We start from the raw sequence: 22,747 nt of genomic DNA, 5'->3' as shown, positions 1-22,747 counted from the left end.
CATGTCAGCCCCCGTAGATCGCGGTGTTCAGTTCGCGCACCGTGCTTGCGGTGCGCGGGCCGAAGCCGAGCAGATGAAGGCCGTCCATGCGGATGACGGCCTTCTTTTCGGCAGCCGGCGTCAGCGACAGAGCCGGCTGCTTCAGCAGCTCGTCGTTGGTGATCGGGTGCTCTCCGCCATTGCTCATGACCAGGATCACGTCAGGTTTCGCCTCGATGATCGCCTCGTCGGTCAGCGGCTCGTAGCCGGGGAAGGTGCCGACCGCGTTGACGGCGCCGGCGAGCTTTATGATGCCGTCGGCGGCGGTGCCGGTGCCCGAGGCGAGGATCTTGCCGCCCTGGGCGCTGAGGACGAAGAGCACGCGCTTGCGCTCGGCCTCCGGACGCTTGGCAGCGTCGGAGATCGCAGCATCGAGATCGGCGGACACCTTGTCTTCCAGCGCCTTGGCCTTGTCGGGCACGCCGAGGACTGCACCGACAGTCTCGATCTTCTTGACGATGCCGGCGCGGTCATAGCTCTGCGGCACGGTCTCGAAGGGGACGCTGGCATTGCGCAGAACAGCAAGCGCCTCCGGCGGTCCTGATCCATCGACGGCGATGATCGCGGTCGGGTTGACCGCAAGGATGCCTTCCGGCGATAGCTGGCGCATGTAGCCGACATCGGGAAGCTTTTTTGCTTCCTCCGGATAGGTGCTGGTGGAGTCGCGGGCGATCAGGCGTTTCTCTTCGCCGAGCGCGTAGACAATCTCCGTCACGTCGCCGCCGATCGAGACCAGGCGGGAGGTGTCGACCTTGGCCGATTCCGTGGCATGGGCTGGCCGGACGAAGCCGTAGCTGCCCTTGACCGGACCGACGGGCACAAAGGGTAGCGACATGACGACGAGCGTCAACGCGACTTCCCAGGGTCTGATGCGCCGGGCATTCATCAGAATGTTCATGATCCCAACCCTCAAGCTGCGACGCTGGTTCCGGCCTTCGGCAAGGCCTCGATGATCGCGCGCCATTCCTCGCGTTCCGCAACCCCTTCCTTCCGCTTGCCGAAGAACTGGATGATCATCTCGCCCTTGGCATCATAGGCTTCGAAAGATGTGACATGGCCGTCGATGGTTGGCTTGCGCACGGCCCAGGCCTCAGCGATGTGGTCCTGGCGCAGATGCAGGTGGAAGGTCGGGTCCATGACGTTGATCCACGGACCCATGGTCTTGACGTTGAAGATCGGCCCTGAGTGAATCTGGACGATGCCGTCATTGGCGACGAAGCACATGATCGGCAGTCCATCTTCGACGGCGGCCCGCATCATCTCGGCCACGGTGCCGTCTTCGAGCTTCCAGGCATAGTCGTCGCCGACGCTGCGGATCGCGGCCTGACGCCCGATCTTCAGCTTCTTCAGCATGCCGAAGAACTGGTGCGTATCCGTCATGCGGCTCCAGTGGTCGCGCAGCTCCTCGCGGCTGACATCGCCATCCGGCTCGTCGTTGCCGCCCGCGGAATGGTCCTCGATGAATTCCTGGGATTGATCGTCGATCCCGAGCTCTGCGACCATGGCGTGATAGGCTTCCACGTTGGAATCCGGCCGTAGGTGAACCTTGTGGACCGCGGTGCCCGCCTTGTCGAAGAACTGAAGGCTGAGACGCTGCGTCTCGCCATCATCCTTGGTGACGGCAAAGCCGTGAACCCAGCGGCTGGGGAAGATGCGCAGGTCGATGTTCTCGCCGAGGACGATCGCCGATTGCTTACCGGCCTTGATGTTCTCGTAGACGCCGATTTTCTCGTGCACGGCACTCTCGTTTCGCGACAGAGCGAGAACCTCGCCCAGCCCTGCGACGCGCGCCAGAAAACGTTCGACATCGGCGTCGATGCGGGTTGCCGTCAGCCCGACTTCGGCGGCAACGAGAGCCGCCTCGGAAATGCCGAGCCGGGCTGCGATATCGCGCTCACGCATTTTCGGGTTTTCGAGCCGGTAGGCGCGGATTTCGGCGGGGGTCGGTCTGGTCCTGTCAGTCATCGTTCATGCCTATTTGTTGAGAATGAGCTTGCCTTGGCGGGTGATCTTCATCCGGTAGACGGCGCCCTCATGCCTGATCATGATTTCGCTCTGGCCACGGAAAATCTCCGCACTTTCGACGGTTCTTACCTGCTGCACGACCGGTGGCGGCATCGGTTGTAGTGGTTTCTTCTCAGCAATCATCTTGCCTTTTTGCCTGAAAATTCATGGGGCCCTGGGGGTGCTTCCGGGCCAGATTTATCTTGACTCACATACTCATCATTTTTTAATGACGCAATAGAAGACAATAAGAGTCAAGTTTAATTTTCAGTCCGGATATTTGGAGTAGATCGATGCGAATGAAGACGATCCTGACAGTGGTTGCCGCCGGTGTGGTCGGAGCTTTCAACGTCGTTCAGGCAGGCGCTGAGGATGCGCCTGCCGCGACCGCCCAGACGCAGAAAATCAATGTCGAACTGAATGCGCTCGCCCCCTCGCAGAAGGGCTGCATGATGACCTTCGTCGCTGAAAACGATCTTCCGACTGATATCAACAAGATCTCCTTCGAGCTCGCCTTCTTCAACGAGAGGAACACCGTCGATCGCGTCACCGTACTCGATTTCCGCGATCTGCCAGTCGGCAAGAAGCGGGTGCGGCAGTTCGATATGCCTGGTGTCAAATGCGAAAGCGTCAGCCGCATCATCATCAACGACACGCCTGTCTGTGACGGGCCGGCTGCGGGTGAATGCAAGAAGGCGCTTCAGACTAGATCACAGCTTTCCGTTCCCTTCGAGGGCTGAGCAATCGAGCCGGCGCCGATTCCGGTTTGCCCGGCATGCCACCAACGGCGGATAGTGTCATGAAGAGTTCAATCAAGGTCAGATCGAAGCCTCCCGTCGCGATCATCCCGCGCGTCGAGGATGGGCCGGGTGTCAACGACAATGTGCCGGCAATGCTGCCGGGCCACCAGCTCTCTGATCTCGAAGGCGTACCGCGCCAGCCGGCGGCGGAGTCGGTCGTCTACTACAACCGCGTGACGCTGATTGAATCCTTTCCAGCGCATCCGAAGCAAGAGCCCGATAAGGCCGCCGACGTGCCTGTCATGGAGGCTAAGCGCGAAGCAAAGGTCTCGATCGCGAAGCCCGGCAAGCGCCGTGTTGCGATTGCCTGCCTCTGCTCCTTCGTGTTTCACGCTGCCGTCTTTGCGGCGCTGGTGACGACCTTCGTCGTCACGCCTGAGGAGCCGCAGGAAGAGGCGGGTGAGGTCGTCAGCGTCATCATGCTTGGAAGCGATGCAGACGAGCAGGCTGCCGGCGAGGAAAGCAAGGAGCCGGAACAGGTCGTTGCCGATGCCGTCCAGCCGGATACCGTGCAGCCGACAGAGACAAAGCCGGAGCAGGTCCAGCCCGTGGAGCCGCAGCCGACGGAGGCCCAACCGACCGAAATCACCCAGGCGGTGCAGCCGACGGAAGCACAGCAGCCGCAACCGGATGAAGTTCAGCCCGCCCAACCCGAGGTCTCGCAGGTTTCGCCCGAGACCGTGGTGACGCCCGAGCCTGAGGTGTTGACCTCGACGGCACCCGCAGAGTCGACCGTCGTCCAGCCGATGGCGACGCAGGTGCCTGAGACCGTCCAGCCGGAAGCGCAGCCGCCGCAGCCGGCGGAGGTTCAGCCGAGTGTGCAGCCGGTCGAGGCCGCCGAAGTCCAGCCGGAGCCGCAGGCGCCCGAACAGGTCGTAACGCCGGTCGAAAAGCCGCCTGCGCCGAAGCCGCCGGTGGAGAAGCCGAAAGTCACCAAGAAGGAGCCGCCCAAGCCGGCGAAGGTCAAATCCGGATCGAGGGGGCAGGACGAGGAAGACACCAAGAAAGGCGCCTCGACGGGCAGCGAAACGGCACAGTCCGATCAGAATTCGGAAGGTGCTGCAAACCGTAATGGCTGGGGTAGTGCGGCGGTCGCAAATTATCCCGGCAAGGTGCAATCGCGCATTCGCCGGTCCGTGCGTGTGCCGACCGAATACAAGCGCATGACCGGCAATCTCAGGGTTCTGGTGAAGCTCACGATCAATGCGAGCGGCGATGTGGCCTCCCTGTCGCTGGCGCGCAGCTCGGGCATACCGGATCTCGATCAGGCCGTTCTCGATGGGGTCCGCCGTGCCGCACCGTTCCCGTCGCTGCCGCCTGAGTGGGGCAAACCGAGCTGGACCTTCACTCAGGAGGTACAGGTAACAGGTCCCTGAGATTGGCATGGTAAAATATGATAAGAATAATCAACTTTATACTTTACTGTAAAAATCAAGTTTTGTAGGGTCCGTTCGCGGTCGGGGAATCAAGCCGCATCAGAGCAATCAGCGAACGGGTGATGCATGGCGCGTAAGGGCAAGAGGGACTTCAACCGCGATACCCGCGAGGAGGAGATTGCAGTGCAGGTCTCCGGCAAGTCCAAGCTGGACGGGCGCAGCTTTCTTTATGTCGGCGGACGCGATTGCCAGGTGGCGCATCTGCGCCAGATCGCCAGCAATTTCGGCGCCGAGCTTATCCATCATGACGGTGGCCTTCGCGAGGCGGTTTCGCGGATCGATACCGTTCTGCCTTCCGTCGACTGCGTCTTCTGCCCGATCGACTGTATAAGCCACGACGCGTGCCTTCGCGTAAAGACCGGCTGCAAGAAGTTCGGCAAGGCCTTCATTCCCCTGCGCAACGGCAGCAAGTCCAGCCTTGAGCGGGCGCTGCAGACGATGAACGACCGAGACCATTCCCGATGAAGGATAAAGGCCCTGACGGCTACACGATGATCGGCCTGCACAAGCTTGCCGGCAAGACCGGAGACGCGCTGGTGCCGGAGCTTTACCAGCTGCTTATCGAGCGCGACCGGGAGCGCCGGATCGCGCCCAACGTCGTGTGCTTCCCATTCTGGGCCGCGAGGCTTCCGGGCGAAGCATCGAGCGAGCCGCTCGGCACTGCCACCGACGAAGGCCGGAATGTGATTGCCTTCGCGCAGCCGGCGCGCAAGACTGCCGATCGCAGGAAAAAGGTCTGAGAGGTCCCTCATGTATATCGCCATGAACCGTTTCCGCGTGGCCGTCGGCTCCGAAAGCGAATTCGAGACCATCTGGAGAAATCGCGATTCCAGCCTTGCGCAGGTGCCCGGCTTCGTCGAGTTCCGGCTGCTGCGCGGTCGCACCAATGAGGAGGAGGGCTTCACGCTCTTCGCCTCGCACACGATCTGGCGCAGCGAGGATGATTTCCAGAACTGGACGAAGTCTGAGAATTTCCGCATGGCGCACCGCAATGCCGGCGACCACAAGGCCATCTACAAGGGACCGCCCGTGTTTGAAGGCTTCAACGTCGTCGAGGGAATCTGAAGCAATTCCAGCAATATAAGTTGGCCGCAGGCATCAGCTTCCGGGGCGCTAGAGCTGCGCCTCGATCGCTGCCTTGTCTACGACCGACCATACCTGCCAGATCCGGTTCTCGCGAAATTCGTAGAAGACATTCTCGGCGAAGGAAACTTTCCTTCCGTTTATATCAAGTCCGAGGAATTTTCCCTTCGGCGTACAGTCGAATTGCAGTCGGCTCGCGATGTAGGGGTGGTCCGATACCAGCAGGCGAATGCTGAAACAAAGATCGGGAATTTCCAGGAAATCGTTCTCCAGCATCTCGCGATAACCTGATAGCCCGATAGAATGGCCGTTGTGGTGTACGTCGTCGTCGACGAACTCTCCTAATCCAGGCCAATCCCGTGCATTGAGACAGGCGATATAGTCTCGGTATGCGTTTGAGAGGTCGATCTTGGTCATGGACGCTGCTCCGGTGCCTTTGCCGAAAACAATCTTTCAGGGATGGATTGTGTTCCGTTTTGACCGTGATCGCAGGCACAAATTTTCGCGATGGAGGTGCGCCGGATCGCTGAACGCGGGTGGCGATTTGCGCCATAATATCCCATGTTTTCATGGCATTTTATCGGTCTGTGGCCGATCTGTCGCTTTTGGCACAAAAGGGCGGCGATTCGACACGACCATTAGAATAAGCTATTGAATATGGGACATGACACATTAGATGTTCGATTAGATGAGACGGCCCCGTCGCAGTCCAGTCGAGGAAGCATCATGAAGACGCTTGTTCTTTCATCCATATTCGCCACATTTGCCGCCGCAGCCGCCTTCGCGCCAGCCATGGCCGCAGACGCGGTTACTGCGCCGCCGGCTCCTCCGATTGCGGAACAGGTTCCCGTCTTCACCTGGACTGGTCCTTATGCCGGTATCCGCGGTGGCGGATCCTGGGTTGATGGCGATTTCGATTTTCCTGGCGGCAGCGCCTCGCAGCATTTCAACGGCGGTCTGATCGGCGGTTTCCTCGGCTATAACTGGCAGATGGACAACAACGTCGTGATCGGCGCGGAAGGCGACCTGAACTATAATTGGAATAAGGAAGAGATCGTGCCCGGCGTTGACGGCGGCACTGATGTCGACGGCTCGGTACGCGCGCGTGTCGGTTATGCCTTTGACAAGACGCTGGTCTATGCGACCGGTGGCTGGCAGATCAGCCGCGGTTATCTCGATGCCGGTGACGGCAAGGAGACAAAGACGTTCAATGGATGGACGCTCGGCGCCGGTGTCGACCATGCCTTCACCAACAATATCTTCGGCCGGGTCGAGTATCGATATACGGACTTCGGCAGCAAGGACATCGGCAACACGAATGTCGATCTTAATCAGAACGCCGTCGTGGTCGGCGTCGGCGTGAAGTTCTGATATCAGCTTTCTTTTTTGCCGCAGCCGCGTGGATATCGACGCGGCTGTTTCATTTTGTGATTTTCTCTTGCCAGTCCCGATGAAGCGCCGCGATCATCGGCTCGCCTAGCGGACCGCCTCAATGACATGTGCGGTTATCCTGCTGTCGATGGAGCCGGTTCCGAAGCGCCGTGTAAGCGCCTCGGCGACTACTTCGGTTGCCTCATCGAGACCTGATGGAGAGCGGGCTTCGATCTCCACTCTCAGCGGCGTTCCCTGACAATAGGCGATGGCGACCTCATGCGCGGAACGAGCTCGGCATTTCTGCTCGGATGTATCGACAGTCACCTCGCGGAAGCCGCTGGCTTTCAGGTCGTTGCGAATGGGGTCGATCGCCCAGTAACCATGCGGCGTCCTGCCCATGAAGCGCGGCGGGTCCTGCGGAAAATGATCGGCAAGTGTATCCTCCACGAATTGGGCAAATTCGTTGTTTTCCAACTTGTCCCAGACGCTGAAAATGTAATGACCGTTCGGCCTTAGCACGCGGTGTGCCTCGCGGTAGCCCTTGGCCTTGTCGGGGAAGAACATCGCGCCGAACTGGCAGACCACGATATCGAAACTCTGTGCTTCGAACGGCAGCGACAGGGCGTCGGCCTGCTGCCAGGTTATCCTGCCATTATTGCCTTGCCGCGATCTCGCAAAGTCTATCATCGGCTGGTTGAGGTCGGATGCCAGGATCCGCACCTTCTCATCCAGCCGCAAGGCGAGCGCGCGTGTGACGGCTCCGGTCCCGGCTGCGACCTCCAGCAAGCTCTGCGGCTTCAGTTTCTCCACGCGTTCGGCGAGGTGGCGGGCGTAAGGTTCGAAAATGAGGGGGACGAGGAGACGGTCGTAGATTTCCGGGATAGGTCCGGCAAAGGCTTTCTCTGCTGCGGTCATGGCGGTTGCTCCCTCAAGCCATATCAGGACAGACGGCAGGCGTGTCGGTCGGGCCGGAGGAAGCCTACGCTCGAAGGGTTCCGTGCGAAAGAACTATCTAATTTTCCCGCTCCCTTCGGCGGTTAACGCCGGACCGGGAGAAATGCGCCCAGCGCTGCCAGAATCCAGCCGGCCATCATGGCGAAGCCGCCGATCGGGGCGGCGAGCGGAAAAAGCCCGGTGTCGTGAAAATGGCGATAGATCAGGTCGCCGCCGAAAAGCAGCGTGCCGAGCCCAAGGACAAGGCCGGCGGCCGGCGCGGTGCGGAAGCGATCGTAACCGGCATAGACTGCTAGAAGGGCAGGGGCATGGGCAAGACACATGGTCGATGCCGCGCCGAAATAGTGCGCATCGGCGCCATGCGTGGCGGCCGCGGCCAGCGCAACACCGGCGCAACCGAGCAGGCCGGCAAGAAAGAGGATCAGGCTGCGAATGCTGGCAGTCGAATTCATGGGGCGTCCTGTTCGCGGTTCTGCATGTGGTAGGCAAGGCGCTCCACCGGCTCGAGGATGATGGCCCGGAGCTTTTCGTTCCCGATCGTTTCATCCATCGCGCGACGGAAGCAGAGCAGCCATTCGTCGCGTTCAGCGGGTCCGATCGCTGCCACAAAATGCCGGCTGCGCAGGCGGGGATGGCCGCGTTTCTCGATATAGAGCTGCGGGCCGCCGAGATAGCCGGTCAGGTATTCATAGAATTTCTCGCGGCTGCCTTCGAGGCTCGGCGGATGGACGGCCCGGCAGCGTGCAGCTTCGGGCAAGCTGTCCATCAGATCATAGAAACGCTTCGTCAGCGCCCGAACGGTCGGATCGCCGCCGATCGCCTCGTATAAAGTAATGGTTTCGTCGCTCACTGTCCTACACCCGGTTCGTCGTCTTACATGGCGTTTTGTCGTGACCGCTGCAACAGGGGAACGGATTTCTGCGGCGTTTGGGCGCTGTCGCATGGACGTCATCCGGGAAGCGCATGCTTTCTTCGAAGCGCCGAGCGCGTTCGATTTCAAAGAGTTTATCGCTGCTATTCTTGACAAAACCGTCCGGACGGTATGTTGTCTCAGGCATGTCTGAAGCGCACCATAGAAGAAAGCAGCCCGTTCTCGTCCGCCAGCAATTGCTGGAGGTTGCCGCGCGGCTTGCGTCTGCGCAGGGAATGACGGCGGTGACGCTTGATGCGGTGTCGGCTGCGTCAGGTGTCAGCAAGGGCGGGCTCCTGCACCATTTCCCGAACAAGAATGCGCTGCTGGAAGCGCTGTTCGACAGCCTGGTCATACGTCTGGATAGCGCGATCGAGGATGTGATGCGGGATGATCCCATTCCGCATGGGCGCTTCACGCGCGCCTATCTCCAGGCGGTTCTTGCATTGCGCAACCGGTCCGAGGAATCCAAGGACTGGGCACAGGTAACGATGGCGATGCTGGTGGAGCCGCGGCTGCGCCAGCGCTGGCGGGACTGGGTGCGCGAGCGCAGCGAGGAATATATCGGTACGGATTCCTCGGCGAACGCACAGATCGTCAGGCTCGCAGCCGATGGCCTCTGGCTTGCCGATATCCTTGGCAGCCACGAGATGGATGAGCGCGAGCGGCAGTCGCTGATCGCCAGCCTCATCGAACTCACCCTGAAGTAATCGAGGAAAATAGGAATGGCCGGGGCCTCCGTCTATGCAATGTTGTTCGTCGCGATCGTGCTCGAAGTGATCGGCACGACGGCGCTGCAGATGTCGCAGCAGTTTACCCGCATAGGGCCGACCGTCGTCCTGATCCTCTGCTATACCGGCGCCTTCTATTTCCTGTCGGTGACGTTGCGGACCATTCCTGTCGGTATTGCCTATGCGATCTGGAGCGCTCTCGGCATCGTGCTGATTTCGGGCGTCGGGCTCGTTTTCTTCAAGCAGAAGCTTGATCTTCCCGCCATGATCGGGCTCGCGCTGATCATTGCCGGCGTGCTTGTGGTCAATCTCTTCTCCAAGGCCGTTTCGCACTGACGAACAGTCGCGCCAGCGCGGCGATTTTGCCTTTGTCAAATCATTGCAGGCGCTCTATGTCTTCGTCGGGAGGACCGAGGCGAGGCGGCACAGCAATTTTCCAAAGCGCTTTGGATTCGGCCAACCCCATTCTATTGGAAAGAAATTTCAGAGGAGCGTAGCAATGGCCATTCGCACAGTCGTGTGGGGGGAGAATATCCACGAGCAGACCAATGAGGTGGTAGCAAGCATCTATCCCGAGGGGATGCACAACACCATCGCCAAGGCGATCAATTCCGATCCCGCGATTACCGCCACGACCGCGACGCTGCAGGAGCCGGAGCACGGTTTGAGTGCTGCACGCCTGAAGGATACCGACGTTCTCATCTGGTGGGGGCACAAGGATCATGGCGCCGTGGCTGACGAGATCGTCGAGCGTGTCGCCGAGCGCGTCTGGGAAGGCATGGGCCTGATTGTCCTGCATTCCGGCCATTTCTCGAAGATCTTCAAGCGGTTGATGGGAACGCCCTGCGCGCTGAAATGGCGCGAGGCTGGCGAGCGGGAAAGGCTGTGGGTGATCAATCCACGGCATCCGATCGCTGCCGGGCTCGACGAGAATTTCGTTCTGGAAAACGAGGAAATGTACGGCGAGGCTTTCTCCGTTCCCGAGCCGCTCGAGACCGTCTTCATTTCATGGTTCCAGGGCGGGGAAGTGTTTCGATCCGGCATCACATGGCGCCGCGGTGCGGGAAACATCTTCTATTTCCGTCCCGGTCACGAAACCTATCCGACCTATCACGACGCGAACGTGCACAAGGTCTTGGTCAATGCGGTCAAGTGGGCGCACAACCCGCAGGGATCGCTGACGACCATCCATGATGCTCCGAACGTGCCGGTCGAGCAGGCTCCGGAGCCGATCGTCGAGCGTGGTCCAAAGCTCCACCAGGCCGGCGAAGCCGGTTATCGCTGAGGTAGTTCATGCGTCTCATCATCATTGGTACGGGCGGCATGGCGAAGAACCAAGTCGACCAGTTCACCACCATCGACGGCGTCGAGATTGTCGGCGCCGTGGACACGGACGCCACGCGGCTCGCGGCTTTCGCCGATAAATACAATATCGGGAAGCGTTTCCTATCCCTCGACGAGGCAATCTCCTGGGGTGAATTCGACGCTGCGACGAATGTCACACCGGATCGGGCACACCATCCGACCACGTTGCCGTTGCTCGCAGCCGGAAAGCATGTCCTATGCGAGAAGCCGCTTGCCGAGAACTACGACAAGGCGCTGGAGATGACGGAGGCGGCGGAGCGGGCCGGCGTCATCAACATGGTCAATCTTACCTATCGCAACGTCGCGCCGCTGCAGCGGGCCCGCGAAATGGTGATCGCCGGCGAGATCGGCACGGTCAAGCATGTCGAGGCGTCCTATCTGCAGAGCTGGCTCGTCTCGAAGGCCTGGGGCGATTGGCGCAGCGAATCGACCTGGCTGTGGCGACTATCGACGGGACATGGCTCGAACGGCGTGCTCGGCGACGTCGGCATCCACATCCTCGATTTCGCGGCCTACGGGGCGGCAACCGACATTGACCATGTGTTTGCCCGGTTGAAGACCTTCAACAAGGCGCCGGGCGGGCAGATCGGGGAATATACGCTCGATGCCAATGACAGCTTCTCGATGTCGGTCGATTTCGCCAATGGTGCGCTCGGCGTGGTTCATGCCAGCCGCTGGGCGACAGGCCATCTCAACGAGCTGAAGTTGCGCATCTATGGAGAACGGGGCGGGCTCGAGGTCTCGCATCGCCCGGGAGAGTCCGAACTGCGCGGTTGCCTCGGAGAGGATGTGGAGAGCGCAACCTGGAAGACGATCGAAGTTCCTCCGGTGCCGACCAACTACCAGCGTTTTGCCGAAGCTGTTGTGAGCGGCATCCCCCAGGATCCGAACTTCCGCCATGCCGCGAACCTGCAAAAGGTGCTCGATCTCGCCATGGTCACGGAACGGGAGCGGCGCGAACTCAAGGTTTAAAGCACCGCGAAAGACCTAGCGCGCGATCGAATCAGTCGAACGTCTTCGACGACTTTGAAAACGATATAGCGCCGCAAGCCCTACAGTAGGCTTGCGGCGTCTTTATTTTTGCGTCGCATCAAATCCAATTGGCTTTACTTAACGTAAGGTAAATTGGATTTGATGTGATTGAATCGATATTCTGTGAGTGCGACATATTTATCTCATTTACGTCATTTTGCGTATGCAGAGCAGGCATATTTTTCAATAAACTTATATTAGGATGTGGTATTATTGGCTGTTTCGGTCGATTGGAGTGTGAGTACAGTCGCAGGAGAGCGTTCCCACGCTGGAGAGTTATGATGAGGAGAGGGGTACTGTTCTCAGAGAAACTAAAGCCGCCGGTTGGGGATTAGGGCATTAGCGGATGGTTTCTACAACGACAATGCATGACATATCTGCAAGTGAAGTGAAGGGAATGGCAGCCGCTTTCGAGATGGCCAACGTTGCCTGCATCTTTGTCAATGGACAGGGGCAGGTCACGATGATCAATGAGAAGGCGCGGGGCCTGCTTGGCGTCGATCTTCAGATCGTCCAGGGTGAATTGCGGCCGGCAAAGGCAGACGAGGCGGTTGCTTTCAATCGCGGCCTCAAGGCAGTGCTGGGTTCCGAGCTGTCAACGCAAAACGGCGAGGCGGATATCGTCACGCTCACGCGTGCCGGCAAACGGCCGCTTGTCGCCCATATCCAGCGCATCGGCGGGGAAATGCAGGGTGTGTTCTCGCACTCCTATGCGGTCGTGCTGATCGACGATCCCGAAGAGAAGTTTCAGCAGCGGCCGGCAACGCTGGTCAAGCTGTTTGGCCTCACCCGCGTGGAGGCCGAGATCGCGCTTCTGCTCGGGCAAGGCATGAGCCTCCATGAGATCGCGACCCATCGTGCCGTCAGTTATGAAACTGCGCGGGCGCACCTCAAGTCGATCTATCGCAAGACCGACACCAACCGGCAGTCGGAACTGTCACTGCTCCTGTCGAACATCCGGATGAGATGATTCCGGCAAGTCGGCGGGTGCGGCAAGGCGACCCCATGACGCTCATTCCATCCGTTCAGCCGCGATAACGCAGCGGATCGACCAGCAGCGCGAAGGCCGGCGAGGACTGCCGGCGGCTGGGATAATAGAGGTGATAGCCGGGGAAGGGCGGACACCAGTCTTCGAGGAGCCGGACGAGGCGACCTTCCTCAAGATGCGGAAGAACGACATCTTCCGGCAGGAAGGCCAGACCCAGGCCCGCCAGTGCTGCATTCAGTCTGAGGGCAATATTGTTGAAGACCAGCTGGCCTTCGGTGCGAACCTTCACCTCCCGGTCGTCCCGCTCGAATTCCCAGGCATAGATTCCGCCGTAGGTCGGCAAGCGCATGTTGATGCAGGTGTGATCCGTCAGGTCCTGTGGCGTCAGCGGCGTTCCTCGCCTCGCGATATAGGCGGGCGATCCGACAACGGCCATGCGCATGTCCGGCCCGATCCTGACCGCGATCATGTCTTTCGCGACCTGTTCGCCCAGCCGAACACCCGCGTCATAGCGCTCGGCAACGATATCGGTAAGGCCGTAGTCGATGATCATTTCGACGTTGATATCGGGATATTGTGGCAGGAGCCTTTCCAATGCGGGCCAGAGGATCGTTCCCGCCGGATGCTCTCCCGTCGTGATGCGGATGGTGCCGGCAGGCTTGTCGCGAAGTTCGCTCAGCGCTGCAAGCTCGCCTTCGATCTGTTCGAAATGGGGGGCGAGGCTGAGTAAAAGTCGCTCGCCGGCCTGCGTCGGTGAAACACTGCGCGTGGTTCGCGTCAGGAGGCGGAGCCCGAGACGCGCCTCCAGCGCCCGCATCGTGTGGCTCAGTGCCGACTGCGAGACGCCCAGTTGCGCTGCGGCTCTGGTGAAACTCCGTTCGCGCGCCACGGCGACGAACGCTAGCAGATCATTGACGTTTTCGCGCAGCATTCATGAATCTCACTCATGGGTCCTTGCGGTTTCTATCATCTAATCGAGGTTGAGAGCAGCTGCTAAATCATTCCCTGATGTCAGGCAGCCCTGACGGCTTCCTCAGAGAAAGGTATGACCATGGATATCAAGAGAAACGGTTCGCAACCGTCGGCCAAGGGACCCGCCGATTATTTTACCGGCTCGGTACGGATCGACTCGCCGTTCAAAGGAAGCGATGCGGCGCGTGTCGGCGGGGCAATCGTCACCTTCGAGCCTGGCGCACGCACCGCCTGGCACACGCACCCGCTCGGCCAGACGCTGATCGTGACTTCAGGATGCGGCAGGGCGCAGCGCCAAGGCGGTCCGGTTGAGGAGATTCATCCCGGCGACATCGTCTGGTTTGCTCCAGGCGAAAAGCATTGGCATGGCGCGGCCCCTGGAACGGCTGTGACCCATATCGCCATTGCAGAAGCGCTCGACGGCAAAGTCGTCGACTGGATGGACCATGTAACAGATGAAGAATATCCCGCCTGAAGGAGATGGATATGCAAAAGCGCAAACTCGGAAATAGCGGGCTGGAAGTCTCGGCAATCGGCCTCGGTTGCATGGGATTAAGCTATGGCTACGGACCGGCGACAGAAACGCAGCAGGCGATCACGTTGATCCGGACCGCGTTCGAACGCGGTGTCACCTTCTTCGATACCGCCGAGGCCTATGGTCCCCACAAGAACGAGGAGCTGTTGGGCGACGCTCTGGCGCCTATCCGCGATCAGGTGGTGATCGCAACCAAGTTCGGATTCGAATTCGGTAAGGACGGCGGACAGAGCGGCATGAACAGCCGGCCGGAGCATATTCGCGATGTCGCGGATGCCGCGCTGAAGCGCCTCAAGACCGATGTCATCGATCTCTTCTACCAGCACCGGGTCGACCCGGACGTTCCCATCGAAGACGTGGCCGGCACTGTGAAGGACCTTATCCAGGAAGGGAAGGTCCAGCACTTCGGCCTGTCGGAGGCCGGGCCACAGACGATCCGGCGCGCCCACGCCGTCCAACCGGTAGCCGCCCTGCAGAGCGAGTATTCGCTCTGGTGGCGCGAGCCGGAGGCAGAGATCCTCCCGACGCTTCAGGAGCTGGGAATAGGCTTTGTGCCTTTCAGCCCGCTCGGCAAGGGCTTCCTCACGGGGGCGATCAGCGAGAGCACCACATTCGATGCCAAGGATTTTCGCAACATCGTCCCGCGCTTCTCGGCGGAGGCCCGAAAGGCCAATCAGGCTCTGGTGGATCTGCTCGGCCAGATCGCGGTCGCGAAGAATGTCACATCCGCCCAAGTCGCACTCGCCTGGCTCCTGGCTCAGAAGCCATGGATCGTTCCCATTCCGGGCACCACGAAACTGCATCGGCTTGAAGAAAATATCGCGGCTGCCGACGTGGAGCTGACGCCCGCCGATATCGGCGAGATCGAATCCGCCGTTTCCAAGATTGCGGTGCAGGGGGATCGCTACCCCGCGCATCTGCAGGCGCGCATCAATCGCTGACGGCTCGTCCGGAGGGAAAATCGAGTGCGCCCGGGAGAGAATTTGCCGTAGGGCAGTTCGATCGATGGGCGCACTTCTTTCGATCGTGGTGGCGGTCGGCTGAAGGTCAATCTTTTCGCCGGGTCGGGACAGCTACCTTTGCCGCGACACCCGCGATGCACCGCGGCGTGATTTCAATTCTTCTTGAGCGCCTGGACCGCAGAAACGCCGAAATCGCGCAACTTGCCATGTCTGGCGTTGATGCGGCAACAGTGGCCGGTCAAGTTGAGTGCCAAGGTTATCTTTTTAGTATTCGGCACTGGAGACTCCTTGCGTAAGTCTCTATTTCTGTTCGGCACAATTTGTCATGATATGCGGCGCTTGCCATTTTTTGGCCTTCGTCGCGCGGCCATCTAAAGTGGCTTTTCTAATATTGTGACAGTTGTATAACATGCAGAATAGAGCTTCGGCACGATAAGCCCCCCGGCTGGATCCCAAGTTTCGATGTCGTTGCGCTTCAAAGGCTTCCATACTTTCATGACCCCACAAATTAAAAGACAGTGACGGAGTGCATTCGTGACCATTCCAGCTCCCACAAATAACGATCCCCAGCAAACTTTCGGCACCAGCGGCATCGCACCGATGGATCGCCCGAGCGCTATGACGCGCTTCTTCATGGGCATCGTCGCCTGGGCAGAAAGCCTCAATCTGAAACATGCCAAGCTCGGCAATCCGCCGGTCTATGACAACGCGACCTTCCCCTGGGCCGCTGACATCGAAAAGGAATGGCCGGCGATCCGCGCGGAACTCGACAAGGTTCTGCTGCGTCAGAGCGAGCTGCCGACCTTCCAGGACATTTCCACCGACGTGAAGACCATTTCCACCGACAATCGCTGGAAGACCTTCTTCCTGCTCGGTTTTGGCATCAAGTCGGAGCAGAACATCAAGGCGTGCCCGGAGACCTGGCGCATCGTCCAGAAGATCCCTGGCCTCAAGACCGCGATGTTTTCGATCTTCGAGCCGGGCAAGCACCTGCCGGCCCATCGCGGGCCCTATAACGGCGTGCTCCGCCTTCACCTTGGCCTTATCGTTCCCGAACCGAACGAGAAGCTTGCCATTCGCGTCGACCAGCAGATCTGCCATTGGCAGGAAGGCAAGGTCCTGATTTTCGACGATGCCTACGAGCATGAAGCCTGGAACCACTCGGACAAGACCCGCGTTGTCCTCTTCGTGGACTTCCTCAAGCCCACGCGCTTTCCGGCGACCTTCGTCAACTGGATTCTCATGAACCTTGCGATCTTCACGCCCTTCATCCGTGAGGGGCTCGACAATCACAAGGAATGGGAAAAGAAGTTCTATGCACAGGCGGAAGCCCTGCGCAATCGGCCGAAGGCTGATTGAGCAGCGTGCGCACCGACGGCCGGTTGCTCGGCCGATGACAAGGGGTGAGAGCATCGATCGAGATGCTCTTGCCGTTCCCATCCAGCAAATTACCTTGTCCTGAAGTCCCGTAAGCCTCGCAACAGTTCGGTCGCCACCGAAGCATTGTCGCGTTCCGTTGCAATAGGCTTGAGGCATTCGGGAGATTCAAAATGATAGATAAATCCTTCAAAGACCATTCCGTTGCCAGCGTGGTTACTGCCGCCAGTTTTGGCTTCGTCGTCGTGCAGCTCGACGTGACAATCGTCAACGTCGCCCTGCCTGCCATTGCCCGAAGCCTCGGGGCCGGCATTTCCGAGTTGCAATGGGTCGTGGATGCCTATTCGCTGGTCTTTGCCGTACTGCTCCTGACCGCCGGCGTCGTCGGTGACCACTTCGGCTCCCGCCGGGCCTATCTCGCCGGCTTCTGGGTTTTCGCGCTTGCCTCGCTCGGCTGCGGCCTCTCGACCGATGCGACAACGCTGATCATAGCGCGCGCGCTGCAAGGCATAGGCGCTGCACTGCTGGTGCCGAGTTCGCTCTCCATCCTCAATCATGCGAGCGGTCATGACCGGGCGCTCAGAGCCCGCATGGTCGGCCTCTGGACGGCCGCGGGCGGCGTGTCCATCGCGGCGGGACCGATCGTCGGCGGGTTGTTGCTTGGCTGGTTCGGCTGGCGGACCATCTTCCTCGTCAACCTGCCGATCTGCGCCTTTGCGATGATCCTGACGATGAAGGTCACACCGAAGGCGGAAGTGCCGGAGAGGCAGCGAAGCCTCGACCCTGTCGGGCAGGTCCTTGCCATTCTCGCGCTTACCGGCCTCGTCGGCGCCGTCATCGAGGCGCGACCCCTTGGGCTCACCCATCCGCTGGTCCTCGGCGGCTTCGCGATGGCCGTTCTGTCAGGTATCGGCTTCATCATGGTCGAGCATCGCTCGAAGGCGCCGATGTTGCCCCTGGAATTCTTCAGCCGGCCGAATTTCACGCCTGCCACTCTCTTCGGCATCGTCGCGAACATGACCTATTACGGCGTCATCTTCGTGCTCAGCCTCTATCTGCAGCAGGTCAAGGGATGGTCGCCGGCGATCAGCGGACTCGCCTTCCTGCCGCTGACCGGAGGCTTCATCATCAGCAACATGATCAGCGGCGCCGTCGTGGCGCGCTGGGGTTCACGTCCGCCCATGGTGATTGGTGGCCTGATCGGCGCCATCGGCTTTGCGCTGCTGGCGACGCTCAACGAGCACAGTAACTATCTGGCCATGCTGGCGCCGTTCATCCTCATTCCGGGCGGCATGGGGCTGGGCGTACCCGCCATGACGACGGCCATCCTCGGCAGCGTCGAGCGGCAGTCGTCGGGTGTGGCGTCGGCCGTGCTCAACACCGCGCGTCAGGCAGCCGGCGCCATCGGCGTCGCCCTGTTTGGCGCGCTTGCCGGCGGCGACCAGATCGTCTCCGGTCTCAGGCTTTCCGCCATGATCTCGGTCGTGTTGGTTCTCTTCGGCGCGGTGCTTGCGGCCGTGGGTATGCATGCACACAAGGCGGAGGGTGCGCAGAAGGCGTGAGGCCGGTAAGCCGCGGGGCGTATTACGTCCCGCGGCTGGCGCTCCGCCCGAAATCCCCTTTGTAGTATTCCGTTAGTACCCTCCCGTGTCAGGGCTGCGCTACAGTCGCTGCATTGGTTTCAAGGGAGGAACACGATGTCGAAGATTTTGATGATCACCGGTGACTTCACCGAGGACTATGAAACGATGGTGCCGTTTCAAACGCTGCAGGCTTGCGGCCATACGGTTCACGCCGTCTGCCCGGGCAAGAAGTCCGGAGATACGGTCGCAACCGCCATCCACGATTTCGAGGGCGACCAGACTTATTCCGAGAAGCGCGGGCACAATTTCGCGCTGAATGCCACGTTCGAGAGCGTCCGCGCCGAGGAGTACGACGCTCTTGTCATTCCGGGCGGCCGTGCGCCGGAATATCTGCGGCTGAATCCTGACGTCATCAAGGCAGTGCGCCACTTCTTCGATGCCCGCAAGCCTGTCGCCGCCATCTGCCACGGCGCGCAGTTGCTGGCGGCTGCGAAGGTGCTCGAGGGGCGCACTTGCTCGGCCTATCCGGCGTGCCAGCCGGAAGTGGAACTGGCCGGCGGCAAGTATGCGGAGATCGCCATCAACGATGCGGTCACGGACGGCAATCTGGTGACCGCACCCGCCTGGCCCGCGCATCCGGCATGGCTGAAGCAGTTCATGGCTGTGCTTGCACGCTAGCTTTTGCTATAACGACGGTGCCGCCGGGGAGGGCGGCACCGGAGGAATAATATGTGCGAATTGTTCATCAAAGCGGATGCACGGCTTTGGGAAAGCGCGACGCGATCACTGCGCATCGACGGAATGGTGACCAGCGTCCGTCTTGAAAATTTCTTCTGGGCGAAGCTGGAGGAGATTGCCCAGCGCGATGGCATGAACGTCGTCCAACTCATCACCAAACTGCATCATGAATCAATCGACGCCGGCCACGACCTCGGCAATTTCACCTCGTTCCTGAGGGTTTGCTGCGCCCGCTATCTCGACCTGCAGCTTTCCGGCGACGTTCCATCGGATCTGTCGCGGCCGATCGCCGGGCTCAACGCGCGTGACATTCTCGGGCGCGAGCGGGAGAAGTATCACTGAGCGTGCAGACCTATCTTCGTTGCCTCGAGGAAGACGGTGGCAAGCCGATCCAATAATCGAATTAACGCAATATGTTTAGTGCCGGCCGTCGGGTGCGGTCGATAAAAATGATCAACGCACATCGAGATGTGCTTGATCATTTTTGAGTTCTGTCGCCATAACATCGAGCGACAGAATAGTGAGGACATACGGCTTGCAGCGCAAATTCGTCAAACAGGACATCGTTGCGATTTTGCAGCGTCATCATCCCGATTGGCCGATTATTTCGACCGACGACCCGTTGGCGGTCGTTATCGGGAATATGAAAATCTCCTTGAACAACATATTGTTAATTGTTCGTAACGCGCCCGATGACGAGGCAGAAAAAGCCACCGTTGATTTCTTCGAAAATATTATGTCGGGCAAGCAAGGCGGTGGCTCGACCGAGGACCTGTCGTATGCGACGGCAAAAACGCGACTCTTGCCTCAGATTATTCCCGGAGAATTTCGTGAATCCGCACCTAACCTGCTGTTTCGTCCTTTCTTTTCTGGCCTCGGCGTTGCCTGTGCGCTGGATGAAGACGGAGGTTATGAGTTGCTGCAAAACCAGGTCTTAGCCGCTTGGGATGTGAGGCAGGAAACTGTAGAGGCCCAGGCAATTGCTAATCTGGAAGCCCATTGCAAGCTAGATGCGTTCGAGCCGAGAAGTGGAGAAGAAGGCGCCTTCGTGGTGGTCGCGGCGGAAGATTCCTATAGCGCTGTCAGGCTTCTTCTTCCTCAATTCATGGAGACATTGCGCGCTTCCCTGGGGGCGGAGCGCATTTTCGTTGGTATTCCGAACCGCGACTTTCTGGTAGCATGGACGCCAGATTTCTCAGGACGCCAAGCTTTCGCCGCGAAAATCAGGCGAGATGCAGAAAATGAGGCTTATCCTCTGACGGACGAACTTTTTGTTTTCTCCGAAAGGGGTGTAAGCCTCATGTCAGCCGATCAGATCAGCGATCACGGCCGCTGAGGGACAACGTGGCTTATCCTGTGGCTTTTGAGCCCATTCCACTGCGCAAAAAAAGCGCTCATTTCTCCACATAGCTAGCCGCTACAAAGATCTCTGCCAGCGCCTCGATGCCTGCCTGATCTTCTGCGTCGAATCTGGATGGAATCGGTGCGTCCAGGTCGATAACGCCAAGCACGCGGTCGCCATGATGCAACGGCACGACCAGTTCAGAGCGCGATGCGGCGTCGCAGGCGATGTGGCCGGGAAAGGCGTGGACGTCTTCGACCAGGATCGAATGGCCGCGCTCGACCGCCGTTCCGCAGACACCGCGACCGACGGCGATGCGCACGCAGGCGGGCTTGCCCTGGAAGGGGCCGAGGACGAGTTCGTTTTCCGAGCGCAGGAAATAGAAGCCGGCCCAGTTGAGGTCAGGCATCATCTGAAACATCAGGGCAGAGGTGTTGGCCGCATTGGCGGTCGCGTCGGTTTCGCCTTCGAGCAGCGCCTTCAATTGGCTCGCAAGCTCGCGGTAGAATTCTTTCTTGTTGCCCTGGTCTATCTGCTTGGTCTCGAACATCTGTCTGCCGTTCTCATGTCTGGAATATCCGGCGATCTCTAGCACCGGGTTGCGTGTAACGAAACCACCTTCGGCTGCGTATTACTTGCTGACAGGGGTGAAGGTGGTGTGCTGCTTCTGGAAGATCAAGCGAACAATGCCTATATCTCTGCCGATCCGCCAATCCGGCATTCGCCCAGACCTTTCAATCCGACCGATCGTTGCCGTTCACTTCAGCGCGCCGATCATGGTTGCCAAGGTTTCCGATTGCTGGAATGGTCGCCAAAAGGAGAACAGGAATGCCGACTTACAGCAAGACTGCTGATGCCATTGCCAAGCTTACTCCGGAGCAATACCGCGTGACGCAGGAGAGCGGCACGGAGCGCCCGGGCACCGGCACGTTGCTCAACAACAAAGCTGCGGGCATCTATGTCGACATCGTTTCAGGCGAGCCTCTTTTCGCCTCTGCCGACAAGTATGATTCCCATTGCGGTTGGCCGAGCTTCACCAAGCCGATCGAGCCTGCCAATGTTGCCGAGCTGGCCGACCGGACGCATGGCATGGTGCGCGTCGAAGTACGCTCCAAGCATGGTGACAGTCACCTCGGCCACGTCTTCCCCGACGGTCCCGAGGATCGCGGTGGCTTGCGCTATTGCATCAATTCGGCCTCGCTTCGCTTCGTCCCCAAGGACAAGATGGAAGCGGAAGGCTATGGAGACTACATCAACCAGGTGGAGGATATCTGATATGACAACGGAACGTGCAGTACTCGCCGGCGGTTGCTTTTGGGGCATGCAGGACCTCATCCGCCGTTTCCCCGGCGTCGTTTCGACCCGCGTCGGCTATTCGGGGGGCGAGGTCGCGAATGCGACCTATCGCAACCACGGGAACCATGCCGAAGCGATCGAGATCATCTTTGATCCGGCCCAGACCAGCTATCGCGATCTCCTGGAATTCTTCTTCCAGATCCATGATCCGTCCACGCTGAACCGTCAGGGCAACGACCGCGGCGCCAGCTATCGCTCCGCGATCTTCTATACCAATGAAGAGCAGAAGCGCGTCGCTGAAGACACGATCGCCGATGTCAACGCCTCCGGTCTCTGGCCGGGCAAGGTGGTGACGGAAGTGACGCCGGTCAGCGATTTCTGGGAAGCCGAGCCGGAGCACCAGGATTATCTGGAGCGCATCCCGAACGGCTATACTTGCCATTTCGCTCGACCGGGCTGGAAGCTGCCGAAGCGTTCGAGCGCAGCCTGATGCATTCAATGCCGGCTGCGGGGCTTTGACGATGTCCGGCCTCGACAGCTTCAAGGGCATATGGGAGGTAAGGCGGACGGTCTTCGACCGCCTCACGCGCTCCCGAGTGTCCTTTTCCGGCCGCGCCGAGATCGGCGCGGACGGCTTTCGAGAAGAGGGAGATACGCGCTACGGCGCCATGGTGCTGCAAAGCAGCCGCTCCTATCTCCTGCGCATCGAAGACGACCGCGTGGTCGTCGATTTCCCTGACCGTCGCGAATTCATCCGCATCGGCGAGGACGCCTCGCAGGCGCTGTTCCATCAGTGTGGCGCAGATGCTTATTCCGGGCGGCTGATCTTTCGCAACAGCGACGAATGGGGCGAGATCTGGCAGGTGCGGGGGCCGCGGAAGAATTATCGCAGTGTTGCGGTTTATCGGCGGGTGTGAGTGGGGAAGCGGCGCTCGCTATTGACGGGCAAGCCATCTGCATGCTTGATCAAGATGTGTCCATTTCGACCCGGTCGCCGGGTTTTAATATGCCAAAAAAATCAGATTTTGACCGGCTTTTGTGGGCTGTCTGCGTAGGTCATGGCTACTGTGGCAGCTTGCAAGATGATGGGTACCTATATGTTACCGATTTTATTCCCGAGCGCGGAACGGTAACGGCAGAGCAATTCGTCGACTGGCTTTTTATGGCAGATGGTGAGCAGGGGCCGCATGGACCGCGGGCGATGCTGAGGCGCGAAAGCCTTCGAA

At 59.7% G+C, this 22,747-nt stretch carries 31 protein-coding genes; 21 read left to right on the top strand and 10 right to left on the bottom strand.

Annotation, left to right across the window (positions count from 1 at the left end; genetic code table 11):
* Positions 1–4: 4 nt before the first annotated feature.
* The 3 genes from DTW90_RS03260 to DTW90_RS03250 are packed head-to-tail and all read right to left on the bottom strand — an operon-like array spanning position 5 to position 2,157.
* A complete protein-coding gene (locus DTW90_RS03260; RefSeq protein WP_149336386.1) occupies positions 5–937 on the bottom strand; it encodes a hemin ABC transporter substrate-binding protein in 933 nt (310 codons plus the stop codon).
* An 11-nt stretch (positions 938–948) separates the two neighbouring features.
* Positions 949–2,004, bottom strand: coding sequence for a ChuX/HutX family heme-like substrate-binding protein (locus DTW90_RS03255; RefSeq protein ID WP_149336384.1), 1,056 nt, complete (start codon positions 2,002–2,004; stop codon positions 949–951).
* Between the two features lie 9 nt (positions 2,005–2,013).
* Positions 2,014–2,157 (bottom strand): hemin uptake protein HemP, encoded by a 144-nt coding sequence (locus DTW90_RS03250; protein ID WP_348633727.1) that lies wholly within the window; start codon positions 2,155–2,157, stop codon positions 2,014–2,016.
* Positions 2,158–2,336: 179 nt separating this feature from the next.
* Here DTW90_RS03250 and DTW90_RS03245 point away from each other — a divergent pair, with 179 nt between their 5' ends.
* The 5 genes from DTW90_RS03245 to DTW90_RS03225 all read left to right on the top strand — a co-directional run bounded on the left by DTW90_RS03245 (position 2,337) and on the right by DTW90_RS03225 (position 5,344).
* Complete coding sequence (locus DTW90_RS03245; protein WP_149336382.1) at positions 2,337–2,783, top strand: hypothetical protein; 447 nt, start codon at positions 2,337–2,339, stop codon at positions 2,781–2,783.
* Between the two features lie 59 nt (positions 2,784–2,842).
* The gene (locus DTW90_RS03240; protein WP_149336380.1) at positions 2,843–4,219 is read left to right on the top strand and encodes an energy transducer TonB; all 1,377 of its coding nucleotides are present in this window, start codon (positions 2,843–2,845) and stop codon (positions 4,217–4,219) included.
* 126 nt (positions 4,220–4,345) lie between these two features.
* On the top strand, positions 4,346–4,744 hold the full coding sequence (locus DTW90_RS03235) for a DUF2325 domain-containing protein (protein WP_149336378.1): 399 nt from the start codon (positions 4,346–4,348) through the stop codon (positions 4,742–4,744).
* Positions 4,741–5,019 carry a hypothetical protein gene (locus DTW90_RS03230; RefSeq protein ID WP_149336376.1) on the top strand — a complete coding sequence of 93 codons (279 nt, stop codon included), beginning with the start codon at positions 4,741–4,743 and terminating at the stop codon, positions 5,017–5,019. Before DTW90_RS03235 ends, DTW90_RS03230 begins: the two co-directional genes overlap by 4 nt.
* A 10-nt stretch (positions 5,020–5,029) precedes the next feature.
* Positions 5,030–5,344 carry an antibiotic biosynthesis monooxygenase gene (locus DTW90_RS03225; protein WP_132518773.1) on the top strand — a complete coding sequence of 105 codons (315 nt, stop codon included), beginning with the start codon at positions 5,030–5,032 and terminating at the stop codon, positions 5,342–5,344.
* 48 nt (positions 5,345–5,392) lie between these two features.
* Here the strand turns inward: DTW90_RS03225 and DTW90_RS03220 are convergent, their stop codons facing one another.
* Positions 5,393–5,779: an ester cyclase gene (locus tag DTW90_RS03220; protein ID WP_149336374.1), complete on the bottom strand. Its 387-nt coding sequence runs from the start codon at positions 5,777–5,779 to the stop codon at positions 5,393–5,395.
* A gap of 309 nt (positions 5,780–6,088) precedes the next feature.
* Here DTW90_RS03220 and DTW90_RS03215 point away from each other — a divergent pair, with 309 nt between their 5' ends.
* Positions 6,089–6,733 carry an outer membrane protein gene (locus tag DTW90_RS03215; RefSeq protein ID WP_149336372.1) on the top strand — a complete coding sequence of 215 codons (645 nt, stop codon included), beginning with the start codon at positions 6,089–6,091 and terminating at the stop codon, positions 6,731–6,733.
* Between the two features lie 105 nt (positions 6,734–6,838).
* Here the strand turns inward: DTW90_RS03215 and DTW90_RS03210 are convergent, their stop codons facing one another.
* The 3 genes from DTW90_RS03210 to DTW90_RS03200 form a co-directional block, all read right to left on the bottom strand.
* Positions 6,839–7,651 (bottom strand): class I SAM-dependent methyltransferase, encoded by an 813-nt coding sequence (locus DTW90_RS03210; RefSeq protein ID WP_132518779.1) that lies wholly within the window; start codon positions 7,649–7,651, stop codon positions 6,839–6,841.
* Between the two features lie 122 nt (positions 7,652–7,773).
* Complete coding sequence (locus DTW90_RS03205) at positions 7,774–8,142, bottom strand: DUF423 domain-containing protein (RefSeq protein ID WP_149336370.1); 369 nt, start codon at positions 8,140–8,142, stop codon at positions 7,774–7,776.
* Entirely contained in the window at positions 8,139–8,540 is a 402-nt protein-coding gene (locus tag DTW90_RS03200; protein WP_149336368.1) for a group II truncated hemoglobin, read from the bottom strand. Before DTW90_RS03200 ends, DTW90_RS03205 begins: the two co-directional genes overlap by 4 nt.
* Positions 8,541–8,746: 206 nt before the next feature.
* Between DTW90_RS03200 and DTW90_RS03195 the strand changes: the two genes are divergently transcribed.
* The 5 genes from DTW90_RS03195 to DTW90_RS03175 all read left to right on the top strand — a co-directional run bounded on the left by DTW90_RS03195 (position 8,747) and on the right by DTW90_RS03175 (position 12,698).
* Positions 8,747–9,310 carry a TetR/AcrR family transcriptional regulator gene (locus DTW90_RS03195; protein WP_149336367.1) on the top strand — a complete coding sequence of 188 codons (564 nt, stop codon included), beginning with the start codon at positions 8,747–8,749 and terminating at the stop codon, positions 9,308–9,310.
* Positions 9,311–9,325: 15 nt separating this feature from the next.
* Positions 9,326–9,667, top strand: coding sequence for an SMR family transporter (locus DTW90_RS03190; RefSeq protein WP_132518787.1), 342 nt, complete (start codon positions 9,326–9,328; stop codon positions 9,665–9,667).
* A 163-nt stretch (positions 9,668–9,830) separates the two neighbouring features.
* The gene (locus tag DTW90_RS03185; RefSeq protein WP_149336365.1) at positions 9,831–10,616 is read left to right on the top strand and encodes a ThuA domain-containing protein; all 786 of its coding nucleotides are present in this window, start codon (positions 9,831–9,833) and stop codon (positions 10,614–10,616) included.
* An 8-nt stretch (positions 10,617–10,624) separates the two neighbouring features.
* On the top strand, positions 10,625–11,668 hold the full coding sequence (locus DTW90_RS03180; RefSeq protein WP_132518791.1) for a Gfo/Idh/MocA family oxidoreductase: 1,044 nt from the start codon (positions 10,625–10,627) through the stop codon (positions 11,666–11,668).
* A gap of 457 nt (positions 11,669–12,125) precedes the next feature.
* Entirely contained in the window at positions 12,126–12,698 is a 573-nt protein-coding gene (locus tag DTW90_RS03175; RefSeq protein WP_165927758.1) for a helix-turn-helix transcriptional regulator, read from the top strand.
* Between the two features lie 55 nt (positions 12,699–12,753).
* Here the strand turns inward: DTW90_RS03175 and DTW90_RS03170 are convergent, their stop codons facing one another.
* Complete coding sequence (locus DTW90_RS03170; protein WP_149336363.1) at positions 12,754–13,647, bottom strand: LysR family transcriptional regulator; 894 nt, start codon at positions 13,645–13,647, stop codon at positions 12,754–12,756.
* Between the two features lie 120 nt (positions 13,648–13,767).
* On the opposite strand from DTW90_RS03170, the gene DTW90_RS03165 reads away from it, so the two are divergent.
* Positions 13,768–14,163, top strand: coding sequence for a cupin domain-containing protein (locus DTW90_RS03165; protein ID WP_149336361.1), 396 nt, complete (start codon positions 13,768–13,770; stop codon positions 14,161–14,163).
* 11 nt (positions 14,164–14,174) lie between these two features.
* Entirely contained in the window at positions 14,175–15,164 is a 990-nt protein-coding gene (locus DTW90_RS03160; RefSeq protein WP_149336359.1) for an aldo/keto reductase, read from the top strand.
* Between the two features lie 173 nt (positions 15,165–15,337).
* Here the strand turns inward: DTW90_RS03160 and DTW90_RS38020 are convergent, their stop codons facing one another.
* Positions 15,338–15,463 carry a hypothetical protein gene (locus DTW90_RS38020; RefSeq protein WP_281407552.1) on the bottom strand — a complete coding sequence of 42 codons (126 nt, stop codon included), beginning with the start codon at positions 15,461–15,463 and terminating at the stop codon, positions 15,338–15,340.
* Positions 15,464–15,719: 256 nt separating this feature from the next.
* On the opposite strand from DTW90_RS38020, the gene DTW90_RS03155 reads away from it, so the two are divergent.
* The 5 genes from DTW90_RS03155 (at position 15,720) to DTW90_RS03135 (ending at position 20,219) form a co-directional block, all read left to right on the top strand.
* Positions 15,720–16,544 (top strand): aspartyl/asparaginyl beta-hydroxylase domain-containing protein, encoded by an 825-nt coding sequence (locus DTW90_RS03155; RefSeq protein WP_132518801.1) that lies wholly within the window; start codon positions 15,720–15,722, stop codon positions 16,542–16,544.
* Positions 16,545–16,735: 191 nt separating this feature from the next.
* The gene (locus tag DTW90_RS03150; protein ID WP_149336357.1) at positions 16,736–18,124 is read left to right on the top strand and encodes an MFS transporter; all 1,389 of its coding nucleotides are present in this window, start codon (positions 16,736–16,738) and stop codon (positions 18,122–18,124) included.
* A gap of 135 nt (positions 18,125–18,259) precedes the next feature.
* The gene (locus DTW90_RS03145) at positions 18,260–18,823 is read left to right on the top strand and encodes a DJ-1/PfpI family protein (RefSeq protein ID WP_188079866.1); all 564 of its coding nucleotides are present in this window, start codon (positions 18,260–18,262) and stop codon (positions 18,821–18,823) included.
* Positions 18,824–18,874: 51 nt separating this feature from the next.
* Positions 18,875–19,225: a ribbon-helix-helix domain-containing protein gene (locus tag DTW90_RS03140; RefSeq protein ID WP_132518805.1), complete on the top strand. Its 351-nt coding sequence runs from the start codon at positions 18,875–18,877 to the stop codon at positions 19,223–19,225.
* 193 nt (positions 19,226–19,418) lie between these two features.
* A complete protein-coding gene (locus tag DTW90_RS03135; protein WP_149336355.1) occupies positions 19,419–20,219 on the top strand; it encodes a DUF1444 family protein in 801 nt (266 codons plus the stop codon).
* A gap of 58 nt (positions 20,220–20,277) precedes the next feature.
* On the opposite strand, the gene DTW90_RS03130 is transcribed toward DTW90_RS03135, so the two are convergent.
* A complete protein-coding gene (locus tag DTW90_RS03130; RefSeq protein WP_149336353.1) occupies positions 20,278–20,775 on the bottom strand; it encodes a GAF domain-containing protein in 498 nt (165 codons plus the stop codon).
* A 278-nt stretch (positions 20,776–21,053) separates the two neighbouring features.
* On the opposite strand from DTW90_RS03130, the gene msrB reads away from it, so the two are divergent.
* The 3 genes from msrB to DTW90_RS03115 are packed head-to-tail and all read left to right on the top strand — an operon-like array spanning position 21,054 to position 22,438.
* Positions 21,054–21,500, top strand: a complete 447-nt coding sequence (gene msrB / locus DTW90_RS03125) for a peptide-methionine (R)-S-oxide reductase MsrB (RefSeq protein WP_149336351.1) — start codon at positions 21,054–21,056, stop codon at positions 21,498–21,500.
* Between the two features lies 1 nt (position 21,501).
* Positions 21,502–22,011 (top strand): peptide-methionine (S)-S-oxide reductase MsrA, encoded by a 510-nt coding sequence (gene msrA, locus DTW90_RS03120; RefSeq protein ID WP_149336349.1) that lies wholly within the window; start codon positions 21,502–21,504, stop codon positions 22,009–22,011.
* Between the two features lie 31 nt (positions 22,012–22,042).
* Positions 22,043–22,438, top strand: coding sequence for a DUF6314 family protein (locus tag DTW90_RS03115; protein ID WP_149336347.1), 396 nt, complete (start codon positions 22,043–22,045; stop codon positions 22,436–22,438).
* Positions 22,439–22,747 lie beyond the last annotated feature (309 nt).

The sequence above is a fragment of the Neorhizobium sp. P12A genome (assembly GCF_008365395.1).
GTDB lineage: Bacteria > Pseudomonadota > Alphaproteobacteria > Rhizobiales > Rhizobiaceae > Rhizobium.
The sequence above is the reverse complement of the archived record's forward strand: the minus strand, read 5'-3'. Positions and strand labels throughout refer to the sequence as shown.